This is a genomic window from Flavobacterium sp. MAHUQ-57 (assembly GCF_051908335.1).
Classification (GTDB): domain Bacteria; phylum Bacteroidota; class Bacteroidia; order Flavobacteriales; family Flavobacteriaceae; genus Flavobacterium.
This window is the reverse complement of sequence record NZ_JBPZTE010000006.1, coordinates 1288544-1306285: the sequence shown is the minus strand read 5'-3', so window position 1 is coordinate 1306285 and position 17742 is coordinate 1288544. Positions and strand designations below refer to the sequence as shown.

At 36.7% G+C, this 17742-nt stretch carries 21 protein-coding genes; 6 read left to right on the top strand and 15 right to left on the bottom strand.

Features of this window, described 5'->3' with window-relative positions:
• Window positions 1–6: 6 nt before the first annotated feature.
• Window positions 7–234 (top strand): hypothetical protein, encoded by a 228-nt coding sequence (locus tag ACS8MM_RS06425; RefSeq protein ID WP_379714311.1) that lies wholly within the window; start codon window positions 7–9, stop codon window positions 232–234.
• 3 nt (window positions 235–237) lie between these two features.
• Here ACS8MM_RS06425 and ACS8MM_RS06420 read toward each other — a convergent pair whose 3' ends face one another.
• The 4 genes from ACS8MM_RS06420 to ACS8MM_RS06405 are packed head-to-tail and all read right to left on the bottom strand — an operon-like array spanning window position 238 to window position 2925.
• A complete protein-coding gene (locus ACS8MM_RS06420) occupies window positions 238–876 on the bottom strand; it encodes a response regulator transcription factor (RefSeq protein WP_379714308.1) in 639 nt (212 codons plus the stop codon).
• 2 nt (window positions 877–878) lie between these two features.
• Window positions 879–1637 carry a sensor histidine kinase gene (locus tag ACS8MM_RS06415; protein WP_379714305.1) on the bottom strand — a complete coding sequence of 253 codons (759 nt, stop codon included), beginning with the start codon at window positions 1635–1637 and terminating at the stop codon, window positions 879–881.
• On the bottom strand, window positions 1610–2275 hold the full coding sequence (locus ACS8MM_RS06410) for a hypothetical protein (protein WP_379714302.1): 666 nt from the start codon (window positions 2273–2275) through the stop codon (window positions 1610–1612). Before ACS8MM_RS06410 ends, ACS8MM_RS06415 begins: the two co-directional genes overlap by 28 nt.
• 8 nt (window positions 2276–2283) lie before the next feature.
• Entirely contained in the window at window positions 2284–2925 is a 642-nt protein-coding gene (locus ACS8MM_RS06405; RefSeq protein ID WP_379714300.1) for a hypothetical protein, read from the bottom strand.
• 178 nt (window positions 2926–3103) lie between these two features.
• On the opposite strand from ACS8MM_RS06405, the gene ACS8MM_RS06400 reads away from it, so the two are divergent.
• Genes ACS8MM_RS06400 through ACS8MM_RS06390 form a run of 3 tightly spaced genes read left to right on the top strand, consistent with a single transcriptional unit; the run spans window position 3104 to window position 5137 of the window.
• Window positions 3104–3694, top strand: a complete 591-nt coding sequence (locus tag ACS8MM_RS06400) for a TetR/AcrR family transcriptional regulator (RefSeq protein ID WP_379714298.1) — start codon at window positions 3104–3106, stop codon at window positions 3692–3694.
• A gap of 47 nt (window positions 3695–3741) precedes the next feature.
• Complete coding sequence (locus tag ACS8MM_RS06395; protein ID WP_379714295.1) at window positions 3742–4248, top strand: acyl-CoA thioesterase; 507 nt, start codon at window positions 3742–3744, stop codon at window positions 4246–4248.
• A gap of 13 nt (window positions 4249–4261) precedes the next feature.
• Complete coding sequence (locus tag ACS8MM_RS06390; protein ID WP_379714292.1) at window positions 4262–5137, top strand: hypothetical protein; 876 nt, start codon at window positions 4262–4264, stop codon at window positions 5135–5137.
• A gap of 22 nt (window positions 5138–5159) precedes the next feature.
• Here the strand turns inward: ACS8MM_RS06390 and meaB are convergent, their stop codons facing one another.
• Entirely contained in the window at window positions 5160–6275 is a 1116-nt protein-coding gene (gene meaB / locus ACS8MM_RS06385) for a methylmalonyl Co-A mutase-associated GTPase MeaB (protein WP_379714289.1), read from the bottom strand.
• Between the two features lie 48 nt (window positions 6276–6323).
• On the opposite strand from meaB, the gene ACS8MM_RS06380 reads away from it, so the two are divergent.
• Entirely contained in the window at window positions 6324–7235 is a 912-nt protein-coding gene (locus ACS8MM_RS06380; RefSeq protein ID WP_379714286.1) for an AEC family transporter, read from the top strand.
• Window positions 7236–7400: 165 nt separating this feature from the next.
• Window positions 7401–8804, top strand: coding sequence for an FAD-binding oxidoreductase (locus ACS8MM_RS06375; RefSeq protein WP_379714284.1), 1404 nt, complete (start codon window positions 7401–7403; stop codon window positions 8802–8804).
• On the opposite strand, the gene ACS8MM_RS06370 is transcribed toward ACS8MM_RS06375, so the two are convergent.
• From ACS8MM_RS06370 to ACS8MM_RS06325, 10 genes are all read right to left on the bottom strand, one after another.
• Window positions 8801–9433, bottom strand: coding sequence for a class I SAM-dependent methyltransferase (locus ACS8MM_RS06370; RefSeq protein ID WP_379714281.1), 633 nt, complete (start codon window positions 9431–9433; stop codon window positions 8801–8803). The two genes, ACS8MM_RS06375 and ACS8MM_RS06370, sit on opposite strands and share 4 nt — an antisense overlap.
• Window position 9434: 1 nt before the next feature.
• The gene (locus tag ACS8MM_RS06365) at window positions 9435–10181 is read right to left on the bottom strand and encodes an alpha/beta fold hydrolase (protein ID WP_379714278.1); all 747 of its coding nucleotides are present in this window, start codon (window positions 10179–10181) and stop codon (window positions 9435–9437) included.
• 102 nt (window positions 10182–10283) lie between these two features.
• On the bottom strand, window positions 10284–11120 hold the full coding sequence (locus ACS8MM_RS06360; protein ID WP_379714275.1) for a sulfurtransferase: 837 nt from the start codon (window positions 11118–11120) through the stop codon (window positions 10284–10286).
• Window positions 11121–11142: 22 nt separating this feature from the next.
• The gene (locus ACS8MM_RS06355; protein ID WP_379714271.1) at window positions 11143–11430 is read right to left on the bottom strand and encodes a hypothetical protein; all 288 of its coding nucleotides are present in this window, start codon (window positions 11428–11430) and stop codon (window positions 11143–11145) included.
• A 68-nt stretch (window positions 11431–11498) separates the two neighbouring features.
• A complete protein-coding gene (locus ACS8MM_RS06350; protein ID WP_379714268.1) occupies window positions 11499–12131 on the bottom strand; it encodes a hypothetical protein in 633 nt (210 codons plus the stop codon).
• A gap of 17 nt (window positions 12132–12148) precedes the next feature.
• Entirely contained in the window at window positions 12149–12943 is a 795-nt protein-coding gene (locus tag ACS8MM_RS06345) for a hypothetical protein (protein ID WP_379714265.1), read from the bottom strand.
• A gap of 3 nt (window positions 12944–12946) precedes the next feature.
• Window positions 12947–13117 (bottom strand): hypothetical protein, encoded by a 171-nt coding sequence (locus tag ACS8MM_RS06340; RefSeq protein ID WP_379714262.1) that lies wholly within the window; start codon window positions 13115–13117, stop codon window positions 12947–12949.
• Between the two features lie 189 nt (window positions 13118–13306).
• On the bottom strand, window positions 13307–16660 hold the full coding sequence (secA, locus tag ACS8MM_RS06335; RefSeq protein WP_379714259.1) for a preprotein translocase subunit SecA: 3354 nt from the start codon (window positions 16658–16660) through the stop codon (window positions 13307–13309).
• 76 nt (window positions 16661–16736) lie between these two features.
• Window positions 16737–16958: a DUF2795 domain-containing protein gene (locus tag ACS8MM_RS06330; protein WP_002986941.1), complete on the bottom strand. Its 222-nt coding sequence runs from the start codon at window positions 16956–16958 to the stop codon at window positions 16737–16739.
• A gap of 163 nt (window positions 16959–17121) precedes the next feature.
• On the bottom strand, window positions 17122–17691 hold the full coding sequence (locus tag ACS8MM_RS06325; protein WP_379714256.1) for a cob(I)yrinic acid a,c-diamide adenosyltransferase: 570 nt from the start codon (window positions 17689–17691) through the stop codon (window positions 17122–17124).
• Between the last annotated feature and the right edge of the window lie 51 nt (window positions 17692–17742).

Sequence of the window (17742 nt, the reverse complement as noted above, 5' to 3'; positions counted from 1 at the left end):
TGTACTATGGAATTACCAAAATTTGTATTGGCCGATAACTCTGACTTTCCAGATGATATTTTCATCATTCATTTAGAATATCCAAGATTTTTAATCAACCTAAAGGATGACTCTGTTGAATTTCTTGAGGAATTGGACGAAGAAGACGAACAGGAATTGGAATCGGAAATGGAACATTTGATTACTATCGCCGGCGAATTCTACGATCGCGAAATGGAACGTTACGAAGAATAATCACTAACAAGTGAAAATTTTGTTCTTTATAGCATAAATGACCAGTCCAATTCTGTTTTTGACATTGAGTTTTACAAATAAGTTATCTCGATAGCCATCGATAGTTTTTGGACTGAGATTCATTTTATTAGCAATTTCCTTATACGTCATTTCTGTACACAGTAATTTCAGAAATTCTATTTCGGTATCTTTCAATATTTCTTGATTATTGCCTTTACCTGTTACCGAATTTAACAAAACATCCATTACTACGCTCGAATGGTAAAAACCAGTTTCGATAGTTTTTAAAAGGGCCAATTCCAATGTTTTTTTATCGACATCTTTCAGTAAATAGCCTTTGGCACCGGCTCGAATCATTTTTAGGATAGTACTTTCATCTTCTTCAACGGTTAACGCCAATACAGAAACATCCGGATGGTTTTCGCTTAGCCATGCTGTAGTTTCAATACCGTTCATGATAGGCATATTCACATCCATGAGTATGATTTTCGGAAGCGGTTTGGTTTTTAATTTTTCAATTAAATCAGCGCCATTCTTGCATTGAAAAGCAACTTCAAACTGCTGAAAGTTTTCGACTACTCCTGCTATGGCTTCGGATAGTAGTGTGTGATCTTCGATGATGGCAACGGTATATTTTTCCATGTTTATTTTTGGTGGTAAATGATGGTTAAGCTGGTTCCTGTATTTAATTCAGATTTGATGTGTACTTCGGCATCAATCAGATGTCCTCTTTTTTTCATGTTGGTTAAACCAATGCCTCCAATATTGGGTATTGACAAGTCGAATCCTTTTCCGTTGTCTTTTGCAATAATGGTTAGTTTGTTTTTGACTTCTTCAAAATTAATCCATACGTCTAGTTTAGAAGCTTTGGAATGTTTAATAGTGTTGGAAAAGAACTCTTGTAAAATTCTGAAAATAATAATTTCAGATTTCGGATTTATAGAGAAGGAATTGCCTTCACTAATTAAGGACGATTCAATATAGTTCAATCGGTTGAAACGATTGATCTCAAGTTTCAAAGCTTCCTCCAAACTTATTTTACTAACATAGTCCGGATTGGTTACTTTAGACAATGCTCTCACTTCATTTAAGATGTTGGTTAAATTGTCGTTGATTTCCTTGGTGTCCTGATCGTTAATTTTTTGAAGTTGAATTTTAGCTAACGTTAGCAATTGGCCAATATTGTCGTGTAATTCCCAACTGATATTACGCAATGTTTGCTCTTTGATTTCAATTTGCGATTCGATGATTTCTTTTTCAAAATGTTTTTGCGCTTCTACTTGCTTAATTATCAATTTGTTTTTTTTCTTTTGAAAAATAATAATCAGAAGAATAATTACAAATGATAGTCCCGTAAGTCCTAGTATGGCAAAAATTACTCCTTCAATTCCGGTTTGCTCCATATAAAACCAAGGATAAGAATTAAATAATACACTAAAAGTAAGAAATAATTGATCATAAAGATGTACGGAATCGAACTGGAATTGGAATAGTACTTTCTGACAATATAAAAGGGCACGTTTGGAACGAAATAAACCAAGTGTGCGAAACTAATCCAAAAAATCAAAGATTCGGTTACATACAATACTTTATCTGACTTTAGAACTTCAAATAGATAAAATAGAACAGAGGTGGCAATAAATGTTGCACCAATAATGAATGTGTTCACAAAGTAATTTTCGAAGAAATCTTCGACAAAAAAATTAATTACAACAGAAAGACAATAAGTAGCAATGAAGACTACAATTACCTTTTTATAGACTATACTTTCTACAAAGGATTTGTAGATGAAAAGGATAGTACTAAATCGTAAAATCTGATAGAAATTATAAATGCAATAGTTGTTGTCTGCATGAGTGATATCTTGGTAAAAATAACCGATTAAGTCATTCAAACAGGTATACCATAGTAAGAACAAGAAATACTTTAGTACAGAGTGTTTGTATTTATTATAATATACAGTACCAACGATAGCAGTTATAAACTGTAATAACATCATGAAATACCTGATGTCTTCTGTTGTAATATTTTTTAATTGCATATAAGGTTTTAGTTGCTTTTTGGAGGAGGATACATGGCCAACTCGTTTAGTAAAATGCTGGTTTGGCTTTCTTCAACGAACGATTGGCGCGTTGGAGTCGTGTCTCTGTTTATTTCCCTTTCATTCCTGCCTAATAATCTCGAGATTACTTTAAAATTTCCTACATATGGATTAGTTCCTGTTCTTTCAATTGCAAAGGGTACATTTTCCAAGATTGGATATCTTTTGGTAGTTGCCGTTGGTGCAATTGTTGTAGTTGGTGCAAAGAAAAGCGTTTCTCTCCCCGGGATTAATCGCTCTCTTTCTTCAGCAGTGTAATTCCCTTCTACAGGATATTGTGAAAAATAGATTCGAACTCCAGAAACTTTCTGATTGTTTAATTTCGATACCTTATCCAATAATGCAATATAGTTTTTCAGTGAATCCAAATTAATCCAAGCAAATTCTGTGGCTTGATATGTGCCTTGTTCTCTGTTTCTTTCGATAATTCTTTGAATGTCGTTTTGATACGACTCTTTCATTATGATTCCTTTTTGGACAGGGATGATGTTGTGTGGTGTTTTGACTTCAGTTTCTCTTTGCGATTCGCATGAGGTTAGCATTTGCAATAACAAGGTTCCTGCAAGTGTAAAAAATCGAATTGTTTTCATAGTTTGTTTATATTAATTTACCTACAAAAGTAAAATATTTGTCCTATAATTCGAAAGGGAAAAACACCCAGTTTTTTTGAGGATTTTGCTTTGGGAAAACGATGATTAATATTTTTCGATTAAATTTTAATACCAATTGGTATTTTTTATATATTTGCATCATAATGAGTTAGTTAAAATGTCAAAAGCAGATCGCACCAAGCAATATATTATAGAAAAAACAGCTTGTATATTCAATACCAAAGGATATGCAGGTACTTCTATTAATGATTTGATAGCTGCTACAGGGTTAACTAAAGGCAGTATTTATGGCAATTTCGAAAATAAAGATCAGGTAGCTTTAGCCGCTTTTGATTATAACTTTGAAAGATTGGTAGCCTACATCAGGGGTAAAATGGATACGAAACATTCGGCGATTGAAAAGTTGTTGGTTTATCCTGAAACATACCGTAACTATTTGAAAAACCCTATCTTGAGTTCGGGTTGTCCCGTAACCAATACTTCTACGGAAGCTGATGATACCCATCCTTTGTTGAGAGCAAAAGCGGAAAGTGCCTATAATTTTTGGAGAAGTACTCTGGAAAACCATTTGAATAATGGAATAAATAATGGTGAAATTAAATCCGATACAGATATCAATGAATTTATTTCAGTGTTCATCTCTATCATGCAAGGTGGTATTTTACAAGCAAAAGTGACCAGAAAAATGACTTCATTAAATTCATCAATGGATTATTTGGAGCGTTACATACTTTCTTTGAAAAAGTAAAAAAATTTAAGAAATAATATACCATTTGGTATTTTTTATGAACTATTATGAAAAATTTTAATAAAATAATAGAAAGTAAGGTTAGAGTGCGATTCCCGGATTGTGATCCGTTCAATCATCTAAATAACTCAAGATATATCGATTATATCATTAATGCAAGAGAAGACCAATTGTTGGAAGCCTATGATTTTGACTTGTACCAATTGGCAAAAGAAAAAGGGATCAGTTGGGTAGTAGCACAAAATCAAATTGCCTACTTACTTCCAGCCATGTTAATGGAAACAGTTACCATTGAGTCGAAACTGTTGAGTTTTGATGATAAAAGTTTGGTCGTTGAAGCCTTAATGTGGGATGAACAAAAAACGTCTCTGAAAGCCATTTTGTGGACTAAACTAGTGCATTATGATCTTAAAATTAACCGAAGTACAATTCATTCTGATGAGTTGAAAAGTTTTTTCAATGAAATTGTAAATCCTTTAACCGAAATGGTTCCTTTTGAAAAGAGAGTAGAGGATTTAAAATTAACCAGCAGAATAACCTCGAATAAAAATTAATAAAATAAATGTAATGAGTAAAATGAGAAAAATTTATGCTATTCTGAGTGTAGTTTTAGGTGTTATAACCGCAAATGCACAAGACATTAAAACGGTAGGTGGTTTTAGTCACCCCGAAAGTGTAGTTTCTGACGGAACTTTTTTATATGTTGCTGATATTGGTAGCGCTATGAAACCTGGCGAAAAAGATGGCGATGGAAAAATCTTAAAAGTAGATAAAGACGGTAAAATTATTGACGCTGCCTACATCAAAGAAACGTTAAGTGCACCGAAAGGATTAGCGCTTGAGGGTGGAATTCTTTTCGTGAATGACATTGATAAACTTTTGGCTTTTGATCTGAAAACAGCTAAAAAATTATATGAAATCGATTTTAGCAGTGTGACTTCATTTTTAAATGATATCACTGTTTTTGATAAGAATACTTTGTATGTTTCTGCAACCGATAAAAACAAAATCTTTAAAGTAAACTTAACAGATAAGACTTTCTCAGAACTTGCTGTTGATAAAGTTATTGTTGGAATGAACGGTTTGTTTTATGACAAAGTGCAATCCCGTTTGTATGTTAATGGTTTCGGAAGTGGTATCGGGTATGTGAATTTGAAAGACAATAAATTTACTACAATTACTCCGCTAGAAGGATATTATGATGGTGTTTATGCTTATGAAGATGTTCTTTACTTTACAAACTGGGTGGCTTTTGAGAAAAAAGGTATTGTGGTTGCAATTGAAGTATTGAATAACAATAAAGTAACGGTACTAAGATTGCCTGAGCCAATCAGTGGTCCGGCTGATTTTACAGTATTCAGAGATCATTTGGTAGTACCTGGAATGTTAGATGGTACATTGAATTTTATTTCAATCAAGAAAGAATTACTATATATCCACTAAAAGAATTAGGGGAGTTGTGACACTATTTGAAATAGTTTTGCAACAACAATTGAGCAGCTGCAAAGGGCGATATTTCGCTATTTTGCACTGCTTTTTTGTTTTCTTCCAATAGCTGAATGATTTCGGGATTGTTGTAGAAATTATTTTTCAACTGATCGTTGATAGTTTCTAATAACCAGTATTGATTTTGCTCTTTTCTCTTTTGCTCAAAATAATGATTCTCCGTGGTTAAATCGAAATAAGAAGTAATGGTGTTCCATACATCATCAATGCCTTCTTTTTGAATAGCGCTACAGGTTATTACTTTCGGTGACCAGCCTGAACTTTTCATTGGAAACAAATGCAATGCTCTATTGAATTCGGTTTTAGCTAATCTAGCACGATTAACATTGTCGCCATCCGCTTTGTTAATGACAATCAAATCGGCCATTTCCATTATACCGCGCTTAATGCCTTGTAATTCGTCACCGGCACCTGCTAAATTCAACAGTAAAAAGAAATCAACCATACTGTGCACTGCCGTTTCGCTTTGACCAACTCCAACAGTTTCGATCAAAATAGTATCAAATCCACAGGCCTCGCACAACATAATGCTCTCTCTGGTTTTTCGAGCAACTCCTCCTAAACTTTCTCCAGAGGCACTCGGTCGAATATAAGCATTTTCGTCTTTAACCAATTCTTCCATTCGCGTTTTATCTCCCAAAATACTCCCATGCGAAATGGAACTACTTGGATCTACTGCCAAAACAGCGACTTTTTTACCCAATGAGGTCAAATACTTTCCAAAAGCCTCGATAAATGTACTTTTTCCAACGCCGGGAACACCTGTGATGCCTATTCGTACTGATCGGTTGGCATAAGGTAAACAGCCTTGAATTACTGCATTTGCCTTTTCTAAATGGGTGGAACTGGTGCTTTCTACTAAAGTAATGGCCCGACTTAAAGCGGTTTTATTGCCTTTAAGGATTTCGGAAATCAACTCTTCAGCCGAAGGTTGAGCTCGCCTGAATTGTTGAATTTGCTTGACAGAATTAGCACTAATGATCTCTGGCGGTTCTATTCCGTCGTTTTCTGTCAATGCCGATTTCTTAGGTGAAGTATTCAAAATAAAAGCTTTCGGTAAAAATAGTAAATACATTGCAAATAGATTGAAAATAGTAGTAATTTTGATTTGTAATACCTTCTTATGGATAACATTCTTCTGGTTTTTGTTTGCATGATTCTTGGCTTTCTTCTCAAACGAACGAAGGCTTTTCCCGATGCTAGTCACAAAACGCTTAATCAGTTTGTAATCTATATCTCGCTTCCGGCGATTGCATTGTATTACATCCCAAAACTGGAAATTAGCTCTAAATTACTCTTCCCTCTCGGAATTGCATGGGTGGGATTTGCCTTGTCCTTTGTTTTTTTTAGTGCTTTTGCGAAATTATTCAATTGGTCTAAAAAACTAACGGGATGCCTCATTATTACAGCTGGATTAGGAAATACGTCTTTTGTCGGATTTCCTTTAGTCGAAGCAGTCTATGGCAAAGAAGGATTGGAAACAGCGGTTATCGTCGATCAACCGGGATCATTCGTTGTGGTGTCTACATTGGCAATTTTGGTGGCTACACTGTTCTCCAGAGGTACTACAAATTCTAGTGAAATTATCAAAAAGATACTTTTCTTTCCGCCTTTCATCGCTTTTTCAATGGCTTTAGTACTTAATATAATTCAACTCGATTTTCCTGCCATCTTGCAATCTGTTTTTCAGCGCTTAGGAAGCACAGTAACACCTATTGCTCTCGTATCGGTGGGGATGCAATTGGAATTCGATAGCAAAAGCAAACATTGGAAGTTCCTCTCACTGGGTTTGCTGTTTAAATTGTTTCTCACTCCGGCCTTCTTTTATCTTTTATACGTTCTGCTACTCAACGGAAAAGGGTTGGAAGTGCAAGTGTCTATTTTTGAAGCGGCTATGGCACCCATGATTACCGGTACCATTGTAGCAACTACTTACGGACTCAAACCGAAACTGAGCTCCATGATGATCGGTTTCGGAATCCCGCTATCGTTTCTAACGCTCCTTTTCTGGTATTCTATTTTGAAGTGGGTTTAAGTGGAGCTTTTCCTGCTGTACACTATATCTTTTTTTGCCATTTGTTAAAGCAAAAAAAGGATGCCGTTTCCATCAGGGCTATGGCCTGGTAAATTTTAGCCAAAAGCCTTGCAATCCGGAGCTTAAGTTTATAAATTTGTTTAGAAATCAATCACTGAAATTACAATGACAATTACTCCCGAAATAATTCAAAAACTACAAAATATCGTAGGTGAAGCTTATGTATTCACCGATGAAGAAACCCGCAATCATTACGGCCATGATGAAACTGAAGATTACGTTTTTCCTCCGAATGTGGTGGTAAAACCGGGCAGTGCTCAAGAAGTGGCTGCTATTATGAAGTTGGCCAACGAACATTACACGGCTGTTGTTCCCATTGGCGGAAGAACGGGTTTGAGTGGTGGCGCTTTGTGTATTTTGAAGGGTATCGGTTTGTCAACGGAAAGACTGAATACAATCATCGAAATCGACGAGAAAAACGGTCAAGTAATCACTGAACCGGGTGTAATCACTCAAGTACTTCGCGATGCTGTTGCCGAAAAAGGACTATTCTATCCTGTGGATCCTAGTAGTATGGGAAGTTGTTTTATCGGTGGTAATATCGCCGAAAATGCCGGTGGTGCTCGTGCCGTGAAATACGGTGTAACCAAAGATTATGTATTGAATCTGGAAGTGGTTTTACCCAACGGGGAAATCATCTGGACGGGAGCCAATACACTCAAAAACTCAACGGGTTATAACCTGACACAATTGATGGTGGGTAGCGAAGGAACTTTGGGAGTCGTAACGAAAGCAGTCTTGAAATTATGGCCTAAAAATGCACATAATGTTCTAATGTTGGTGCCGTTTTATAAGGCAGAACAAGCTTGCGAAGCGGTTTCAGCGATTTTCAGAGCAGGAATTGTTCCAAGTGCTTTAGAGTTTATGGAACGTGATGCTATTGATTGGGCGGTACAACACATCGAAGGTATGAGTGTCGAGATCAAACCGGAGCACCAAGCACATCTTTTAATCGAAGTCGATGGTAATTATCCGGATATCTTAATGCTGGAAGCGGAAAAGATTATGACGGTAGTGGAGCAATTCGAAATCGATGAGGTATTGTTTGCCGACACCGAAGATCAGAAAAATGCGCTATGGAAAATGCGCCGTGGAATCGCAGAAGCCGTAAAATCAAACTCAATATATAAAGAAGAAGATACTGTTGTTCCTCGTTACGAATTGCCTACTTTGTTGAAAGGGATCAAAACTATCGGAAATAAATACGGTTTCCAATCGGTTTGCTACGGTCATGCCGGTGACGGAAACTTACACGTGAACATCATCAAAGGCAATATGTCGGATGAAAACTGGAAAACGGAAGTGCCTAAAGGTATTCGTGAAATTTTTGACTTGACGGTTGCTTTGAAAGGAACGCTTTCCGGTGAACACGGTATCGGCTACGTTCAGAAAAACTTTATGGATATCGCCTTCTCAAAAAGTCATCTGGAAATCATGGAGCAAATCAAATACATTTTCGACCCGAATAACATCATGAATCCAGGCAAAATCCTTCCGGACAGAAGCTAATTCGTAAAGACAATCAATCGGTTATCAATCAACACATCCGAAAATCCAAAGGTTTTGGCAATCCATTCCATGGTTTCTTTCTGGTATAGGAATACATGAGTATGATCGTTTTTGTAATACCAGGAAGCAAAATCCAAAACTGGTGTGTACAAATGGGTCATGATGTATAATTTGCCTCCCGGAAGCAATAACTTTCGAAGCATTTCAAACTCTTTTGCCGGATGATGGAAATGTTCCACTACTTCGCAACATGCGATATAATCGTATTGTTTTTTTAGTAGTTCGGGATAATCGTGAAAATAAGGATCATATTGGACAATCTGATAGGCATTGTCAGTTAAAACCTTGGCAATAGCCGACCCAGTTCCAGCTCCAAAATCCAATCCGGAATGCTGTGGCGTAAAATCATTTAAAATACTCCGGGTAATTGGGGAAACGAAGTTTTGATAGCCAATGTCTTCCACATCATTGTTATGAAAACGATAATGCTTCTCCTCACTTTCAAAATCCATGTACTGACTCGGATTTAAGAAAATCGCCTTGCAATTGGTGCATTCATAGTACATTCTCGTTTTGAATTTACAAAACGAAGTACTGGAGTGATGACATAGTGGACAGGGTAAACTCATTTTAATCTGCAATAAATTGTAAAATCCAATCTAACATTTCTTTCTTTTGTTCCTTTGAACCATTGTCACACATCACATTGTGAATGGTATTGGCTAAAGGTATGATTTTAATTCCGAATGTTTTCTGTTCTTCAATTGTTGGAAGTACGCCTTCATCAGCCGGTTGGTCACTCGAACGTAAAGAATAGATTTTGGGTTTTTGTACTCTCGGAAAAGCAACTCTTCTCTGGTCAAGGGTAATTAATTTATCAACTAATTCAGGATGTTGTACGGCAAAAGTCACCGAAATATCGCCACCCATGGAATGACCAATCAGAATGTTTTTATTGAAATTAACTTCCGGGTAACGTTTTTTAAAATCATTGATTACATAAAGGATATTGTCTGAACCTCTTTCCCAAAATGGTTTTCTGACTACCTTGATTTCTCCTGTTGTAGGCATTAATTCGTCTGTGGGTAATTCGTGTTGAATACTGACCACAAAATAGCCTTTCAAAGCCAACGCTTTACCAATAAATGAATAGCCTTTGTTTGCTCCCAATTGGTTCTGACTGTAACCGTGACTGATAATTACCAAAGGGGCGTTTTTAATCTGTTTTGGTAAATATAGCGTTACCGGAATTTCTCTGTTTCTTTTTTTGTCAAATAATGTAATATCTTTCTCTTTGATTGGTTTTTCTCGAAGAGAAAGGGTAGTTCCTGAAAAATTCAAAATAAAGACAAGGAGTAATAGGACTGTGTTTTTCATATCCAAAGATAAAAAATCCCCAATGACATTGCTGTAATTAAGGATTGTTATTTTAACGGATTGATTGTTCGATCTAGGAAAAGGTAAAAGGCATGGTTGTACTTATTTCGTTGCGATGGCTTTGTTATTTCTGCTCCATTCACTCCAGGAACCTACATATAGTTTTGGGATTTCCATTCCGGCTTGAGCAATTGCCAAAAGCGAATGACAAGCTGTTACTCCGGATCCACAATGAAAAATGATGTTTTCAGATGGGGTAGTGCCAAAGGCCTTCTGGTAGTTCTCTTTCAGTACTTCCGAAGGTAAAAACAATCCATTAGCATCCAGATTTTCAGTAAAAGGAATATTGATCGCACCGGGAATATGCCCAGCCACTAAATCAATGGGTTCGGTTTCGCCTCGGTATCTGGCAGCATCCCGAACATCAATAACAATATGTTGATCGTCCTGTACAACGCGTTCTACTTCGTCCATTGTAGCTCGAGGCAATTGCCAATCGCTTATTGGATAAAGTGCCGAAGGGGTAACGGCAGGAAGTAAAGCATTGATAGGAAAATGGACTTTTTCTGCGGCTTGAAATCCACCATCTAAGACTTGTATTTTCTCATGGCCAACGGCTTTCAGCATCCACCAGAAGCGAGCTGCTGCATTGGAACCGTTTTTATCATCGTATACCACAACATGACTCTTTGGTGTAATACCCAACTCTGATAAGGTTTTGGTAAATGCAGTAACTGACGGTAACGGATGTCTTCCACCCTCAGCAACATTGTCTTTAATGTCGGCCAACTGGCTATTCAAGTCCACAAATAAAGCGCCATTCAAATGTTTTGTTTCATAATGGGAACGGGCGTCTTTTCCGTTGCTGACATCAATAAGAATCAATTCATCTAATGGATAAAGTTGCAATAATTCGCTGGCGCTGATAATAGGTGTCATGCTTTCTGTGTATCATTTGTTGTTAAATCAAATGTACAAAAAGAGGACTTCTTTTGGAAACGGTGTACTTTATTTGCTTGGGGAGTGGTTTTATTTTTACCTCGCATGGGTTTTTCTTTTGGGCAACTGGTTTTTTTCTTGCCTGGCATGGCTTTTTTTGAGTTACGAGTGGTTTTGTTTTTACCTCGCATGGGTTTTCCTTTTGGGCAACTGGTTTTTTTCTTGCCTCGCATGGTTTTTTTTTCGTTACGAGTGGTTTTGTTTTTACCTCGCATGGTTTTTTTTGTGTTGCGAATGGTTTTCTTTTCAATGCGAGTGGTTTTGTCGATTTGATAGCCTATTGTAATGGATAATGAAGTGGTAGTAGTGATCTATTTTTTAATAGATCCAAGTGTTTTCAGTCTTTTTGACTTTCCATTGCTCTTGGTCTTTTTGTAAGTAAACAACATAGCCCAAACCACAGTTAGAGCCACAGAAGTAATACACTGTCACAACCCCATTTTCTCTTTTGGGATCAAAATAGATCTTTGATATCTTGAGATTTCCAATGAACTTCGGATATTTTCTACTCCAGTTTTCAAATTCATCATCTGGGCGTAGTTCAGAAAGATACTTGAATTGGAATTTTTGACTATTATAATCAGCTAATGGTATACGATATTTCTTCGTATCTATAATTTTAAAAGAAGAAGGAATGAATTCTTTGTCATCCGAATCGATGGGTTGTACCGAATCGCTAATGGCTACTACCAATCCTAGTGTGTCTTTTTGTATAGCAATGAAGTGTTTCTCGCATTCGGGATGATCCCAGCCGATAGGGTTTCCTTTTTCAAAGATAGGTTTGCCTTCTTTACAATTGAAAGTGTAAACACGTTTGTCTTTGTACGTTTGATGGACAATGTCAACAAAAACTTGATCTAAAACGTTTTGCTCAAATTGCAAATCAGTCTCTTTCTTCTCACAGCTTTGGAAAAGGAATAGAAGAATAACAAGGCTATAGGCTGTTCGCATGGATTGGAATTTAATGACTAAGTCTCTTCCTGCTCTTTCAATTCCTCCAATTCTTCTGGTGTCAATTCCGATTTCGATATCTCAACACTCGACATGTACTTGAAGTTGATATTAATAATGTCACTGTTGGGTATCACAAAGTATTTTGAAGGGATCTTATAAAAGCTCTTGTTGGTGTCCTTGTCGTCTTCCAAATAGCGTCTCTCCGGGAAAATCAAATGAATCGCTTCCAAATCACCTTTGTTGTCAATATAGTAATTGAAAAATTCACCGGAATACAACACACTCTTGCCATTGACTTTGCACAATACATTGATGTATTTTTCGGTAATCTCTTTGAAATCATCCGGTACATCGGGAAAGTCTAAACATTCCCCCGAAAAGATATAATGCCACTTGTTGGAAAAACGTAAAAACCGAAATCTACGATCGAATTTAAAATACCGAACCGCTTTTCTTGCCAAATACCCCATTAGTATAGACAGTAAAAAGACTATGATGTTGTAAAAAAAGATAGGGTAGAAGTACGATCGCAATTGAATAAAGCTGTCTTCTGCTTTATTGGCTGAGGTTACACCTAATAATAAATTGCCTAATTGTTTGAAGTCGATCGCATAGGTAGAAAGCAATTCGACACAAAATATCGCAACCGTATGAAACAATAACGACGGTATAATCGACCAGGTTAAATCGTTGATTAAATTTCGGTTGGGATCTCTAACGCTTAATTTGGAGGAATTATAGGAGATTCTAAATAAAAATCCGGGCGCTAATAATATGAATAGGAGTATCGAGGTAAATGCGATGTTCATATTTTATCCAAGTTCTCTAACTCTAAAATACTTTTCACCAACTTTTACGACTCTGCTTTTGCCGTCAGTAGTGTCCAGATTGCTTACAATGTGAACCAACGCACTTCTGACTTCCGCTGTTTTAGGATGTTCTTCTTTTTTATTTCTTCTGAATATGTCGAAAAAACTACTCATAATCAAACTTTTGATTTGCCAAATGTACTAATTTTATTTCAAAATTAACTTTGGTTTTTACTTTTCCAAAGTTAATTTTTTGGTAATTAACAGCATCGGAAAATGAACCGATTGTATGAAATTCATTGCAATAAAAAATCCCCAATTATAAGATAATCGGGGATTTTGTTTATAAGGATTTGACTCTTTTTATTCGTGAACTAAAACCCATTCGCCAGAAGCCAATAAGCTTTCCGCTTTTTTGAATTTCATCGTTTCTGTTTTACCACTCAATACATGTTTGATGGTAACATTATCATTACGATTGATTTTCGGTTGGTCGCGAACTATCGTTTCTGTAACGTGGTGGTGTTGCTGTTGGGTTTGACCCGCTTCACGTGCACGTTCTGCTTGCTCTTCCATGTTCAATACTTCGTCTTTGATTTCGTTGTATTGCTCACGACGAACTTCTTCGTGTGCTTCCTGGATTGAGTTTTGTTGTGGTAAATCCCCTTTGAATAAGAAAGAGATTACTTCTTTATTGATACCATCCAACATGTTTTTGAACAAGTTAAACGCTTCAAATTTGTAAATCAATAATGGGTCTTTTTGCTCGTGAACTGCCAATTGAACCGATTGTTTCAATTCGTCCATTTTGCGTAAGTGTTTCTTCCAAGCTTCATCCACAATAGCCAAAGTGATGTTCTTTTCGAAATCAGCCACCAATTGAGCACCTTGTGTTTCGTATGCTTTCTTAAGATCAGTAACTACATTCAATGTTTTGATACCGTCAGTGAAAGGAACAATGATTCTTTCGAATTGATTTCCTGGATTTTCATAAACGTTTCTGATAATCGGGAAAGCTTCTCTTGCATCTCTTTCATTCTTCGCTTGGTAGTATTCCATCGCTGCTTTGTACGCTTTTCCTGCTACTTCGATTTCAGACAATTTGTTGAATTCTACTTCAGAAACAGGAGAAGTGATCGATAAATAACGAATCAATTCAAACTCGAAATTCTTGAAATCCTTGCTCAACTTGTTTTTATCCGCAATGTTTTCACAAACATCATAAATCATGTTGGCAATATCCAGTTTCAAACGCTCTCCGTTCAAAGCATGACGACGACGTTTGTATACTACTTCACGTTGTGAGTTCATCACATCATCGTATTCCAATAAACGTTTACGAACACCAAAGTTGTTTTCTTCTACTTTTTTCTGCGCTCTTTCGATAGATTTTGTCATCATCGAATGTTGAATTACTTCACCTTCTTTCAAGCCCATTCTGTCCATGATTTTTGCCACACGGTCAGAACCGAACAAACGCATTAGGTTATCTTCTAAAGACACATAAAATTGTGAACTTCCAGGATCTCCTTGACGACCTGCACGACCACGTAACTGACGGTCTACACGACGTGAATCGTGACGTTCTGTACCAATAATCGCTAAACCACCTGCCGCTTTTACTTCGTCAGTCAATTTAATATCGGTACCACGACCTGCCATGTTCGTAGCAATGGTTACTACGCCTGGTTTTCCTGCTTCGGCAACAATTTGCGCTTCTTGTTTGTGCATTTTAGCATTCAATACATTGTGCTGAATACCACGCATTTTCAACATACGGCTTAATACTTCCGAAATTTCTACCGAAGTTGTTCCAATCAATACCGGGCGACCTTCAGCAACTAATTGTTGTACATCTTCCGCTACTGCGTTGAATTTCTCACGCACCGAACGGTAGATCAAATCTTCCTTGTCTTTACGTGAAATACCTCTGTTGGTAGGGATTTCAACAACGTCTAATTTATAGATTTCAAAGAACTCACCCGCTTCAGTTACAGCTGTACCTGTCATACCTCCTAATTTACTATACATACGGAAATAGTTCTGTAAAGTAATAGTGGCATATGTTTGTGTGGCATCTTTGATTTTTACATTTTCTTTGGCTTCGATTGCTTGGTGTAATCCGTCAGAGTAACGACGACCATCCATGATACGTCCTGTTTGCTCATCAACAATTAAAACCTCATTTTCCATAATAACGTATTCAGTATCTTTTTCAAATAAGGTATACGCTTTTAATAATTGGGTTAAGGTGTGGATACGCTCGCTTTTTACAGAGAAATCAGCAAATAAAGCTTCTTTTTGTTCTGCTTCTTCTTCTTTTGAAAGCTCCATTTTTTCGATACGAGCGATTTCAGTTCCGATATCCGGAAGTACGAAGAATTTATCATCGGTGTTCTTAGAAAGTTCTTTGATACCACCTTCAGTCAACTCCACTTGGTTGTTTTTCTCTTCGATAACAAAGTACAATGCCTCATCAACTTGTGGCATTTTACGGTTGTTATCCGACATGTATTCGTTTTCTGTTTTTTGAAGAATTTGTTTTACACCTTCTTCAGAAAGGAATTTAATTAAGGCTTTGTTTTTAGGTAAAGCACGGTGTGCTCTCAATAATTGGAAACCACCTTCTTTTGTGTTGCCTTCTTTGATCAAACGTTTTGCTTCTGCTAAGAATCCATTAGCCAATTGACGTTGAATGGCTACTAAGTCTTCAATTTTTGGTTTCAATTCGTTGAATTCGTGGCGGTCACCATCAGTAACTTGTCCTGAAATAATCAACGGTGTACGGGCATCATCAATCAATACTGAATCGACCTCATCGACAATTGCAAAGTTATGTTTGCGTTGCACTAATTCACTAGGCGAATGTGCCATGTTATCACGCAAATAGTCAAAACCAAATTCGTTATTTGTTCCGTAAGTAATATCCGCTTCATACGCTTTACGACGCGCATCTGTATTCGGTTGGTGATTGTCGATACAATCAATGGTTAAGCCATGGAATTCGAATAAAGGAGCTTTCCATGTACTATCACGTTTTGCAAGGTAGTCATTCACGGTTACCAAGTGAACCCCGTTTCCAGTTAATGCATTCAAATACAAAGGAAGAGTTGCAACTAAAGTTTTACCTTCACCTGTTTGCATTTCTGCAATTTTACCTTGATGTAAAACCACACCACCAATCATCTGTACATCGTAGTGGATCATATCCCAAGTGATGGCTTTTCCGGCTGCATCCCATGAGTTGGCCCAAACTGCCTGATCTCCATCAAGAGTAACATACGCTTTGGTTGCAGACAATTCTCTGTCTTTTGCTGTAGCAGTTACTATTACTTGAGCGTTTTCTTTGAAACGACGTGCCGTTTCTTTAACCACAGCAAATGCTTCAGGAAGGATTTCGTTTAATGTTTTTTCGGAGATTTCGTAAGCTTCTTTTTCCAGCTTATCAATTTCGTTATAGATATCTTCACGAGCATCAACATCACTGATGTTTTCTACTTCCGCTTTTAGAGAAGCAATTTTTAAATCTTTTTCGGCACGTGCCTGTTTGATTTTTTCTTTGAACTCTACAGTTTTTAAACGTAAATGGTCGTTGGATAATGATTGAAGAGTACCCTCAAATGATCTTATTTTATTGATAATAGGCTGAATAGCTTTGACATCGTTTTGCGATTTGTCGCCTAGGAAAACTTTTAATATACTGTTTACGAAACTCATAACGGTTTTGTTTAAATGTGTGTAAAAATAACCAAAAAAAAAGTCTCAAATGAGACTTTTTTAGTAGGTTTTATGATTAATATTCATCCTCATTCCAAAGATAATCTTCGTCTGTTGGATAATCAGGCCAAATCTCTTCCATAGACTCATAGATTTCACCTTCATCTTCAATAGATTGCAGGTTTTCTACTACTTCTAGTGGAGCACCAGTTCTAATGGCATAGTCGATCAATTCGTCTTTTGTAGCAGGCCAAGGAGCATCACTTAAATACGATGCTAATTCTAATGTCCAATACATCTTTGTAAAATTTTTAATTTATGCAAAAATAATTTTTCTACTTAAAAAATCAAGTTTTTTTTGATTTATTTTCAGTTAATTTTTAAGAACGTTTTTTCTTCAAATTCCAAAAGCAAAAAAAACAAATTCGGATGTTGTTATTTGTATTTTAAAAATTGAAACTTTACTTGCGAGGTATCCAAGGCACCTCATTAGCGTGCAAGTCAAATGACAACTTCCGTGCCAAGACAAAAAGATAGTCAGAAAGTCGGTTCAGGTACTTCAAAACAAGCTCGTCTGTAGGTTCTGATTCATGTAGATGTGTCGCCAAACGCTCGGCACGACGGCATACACAGCGCGCTATATGACAATATGACACGGTGGTGTGTCCTCCAGGTAATACAAAATGTGTCATAGGTGGAAGACTTTCTTCCATAGTGTCGATTTCGTTCTCCAAATAAGCAATGTCAGATTCTGTGATTCCTAAGTTCTGAAGGCGGGGTTGTCCGTTTTTCAGAATTTCCTTTTCAGGTGGAGTTGCCAAAACAGCACCTAATGTAAATAATCGATCTTGAATTTCAATTAATACGTCTTGATAGTGGGTATTGATTTGTTGGTCACGAATTAAACCTATATAAGAATTAAGTTCATCAACAGTGCCGTAACTTTCGATACGGATATGGTGTTTAGGGACACGGGTACCTCCAAAAAGTGCTGTGGTTCCTTTGTCACCGGTTTTTGTGTAGACTTTCATTGTTGTTTTTGAGTTACTAAGTATCTAAGTCGCTAAGGTACTAAGTTTTTG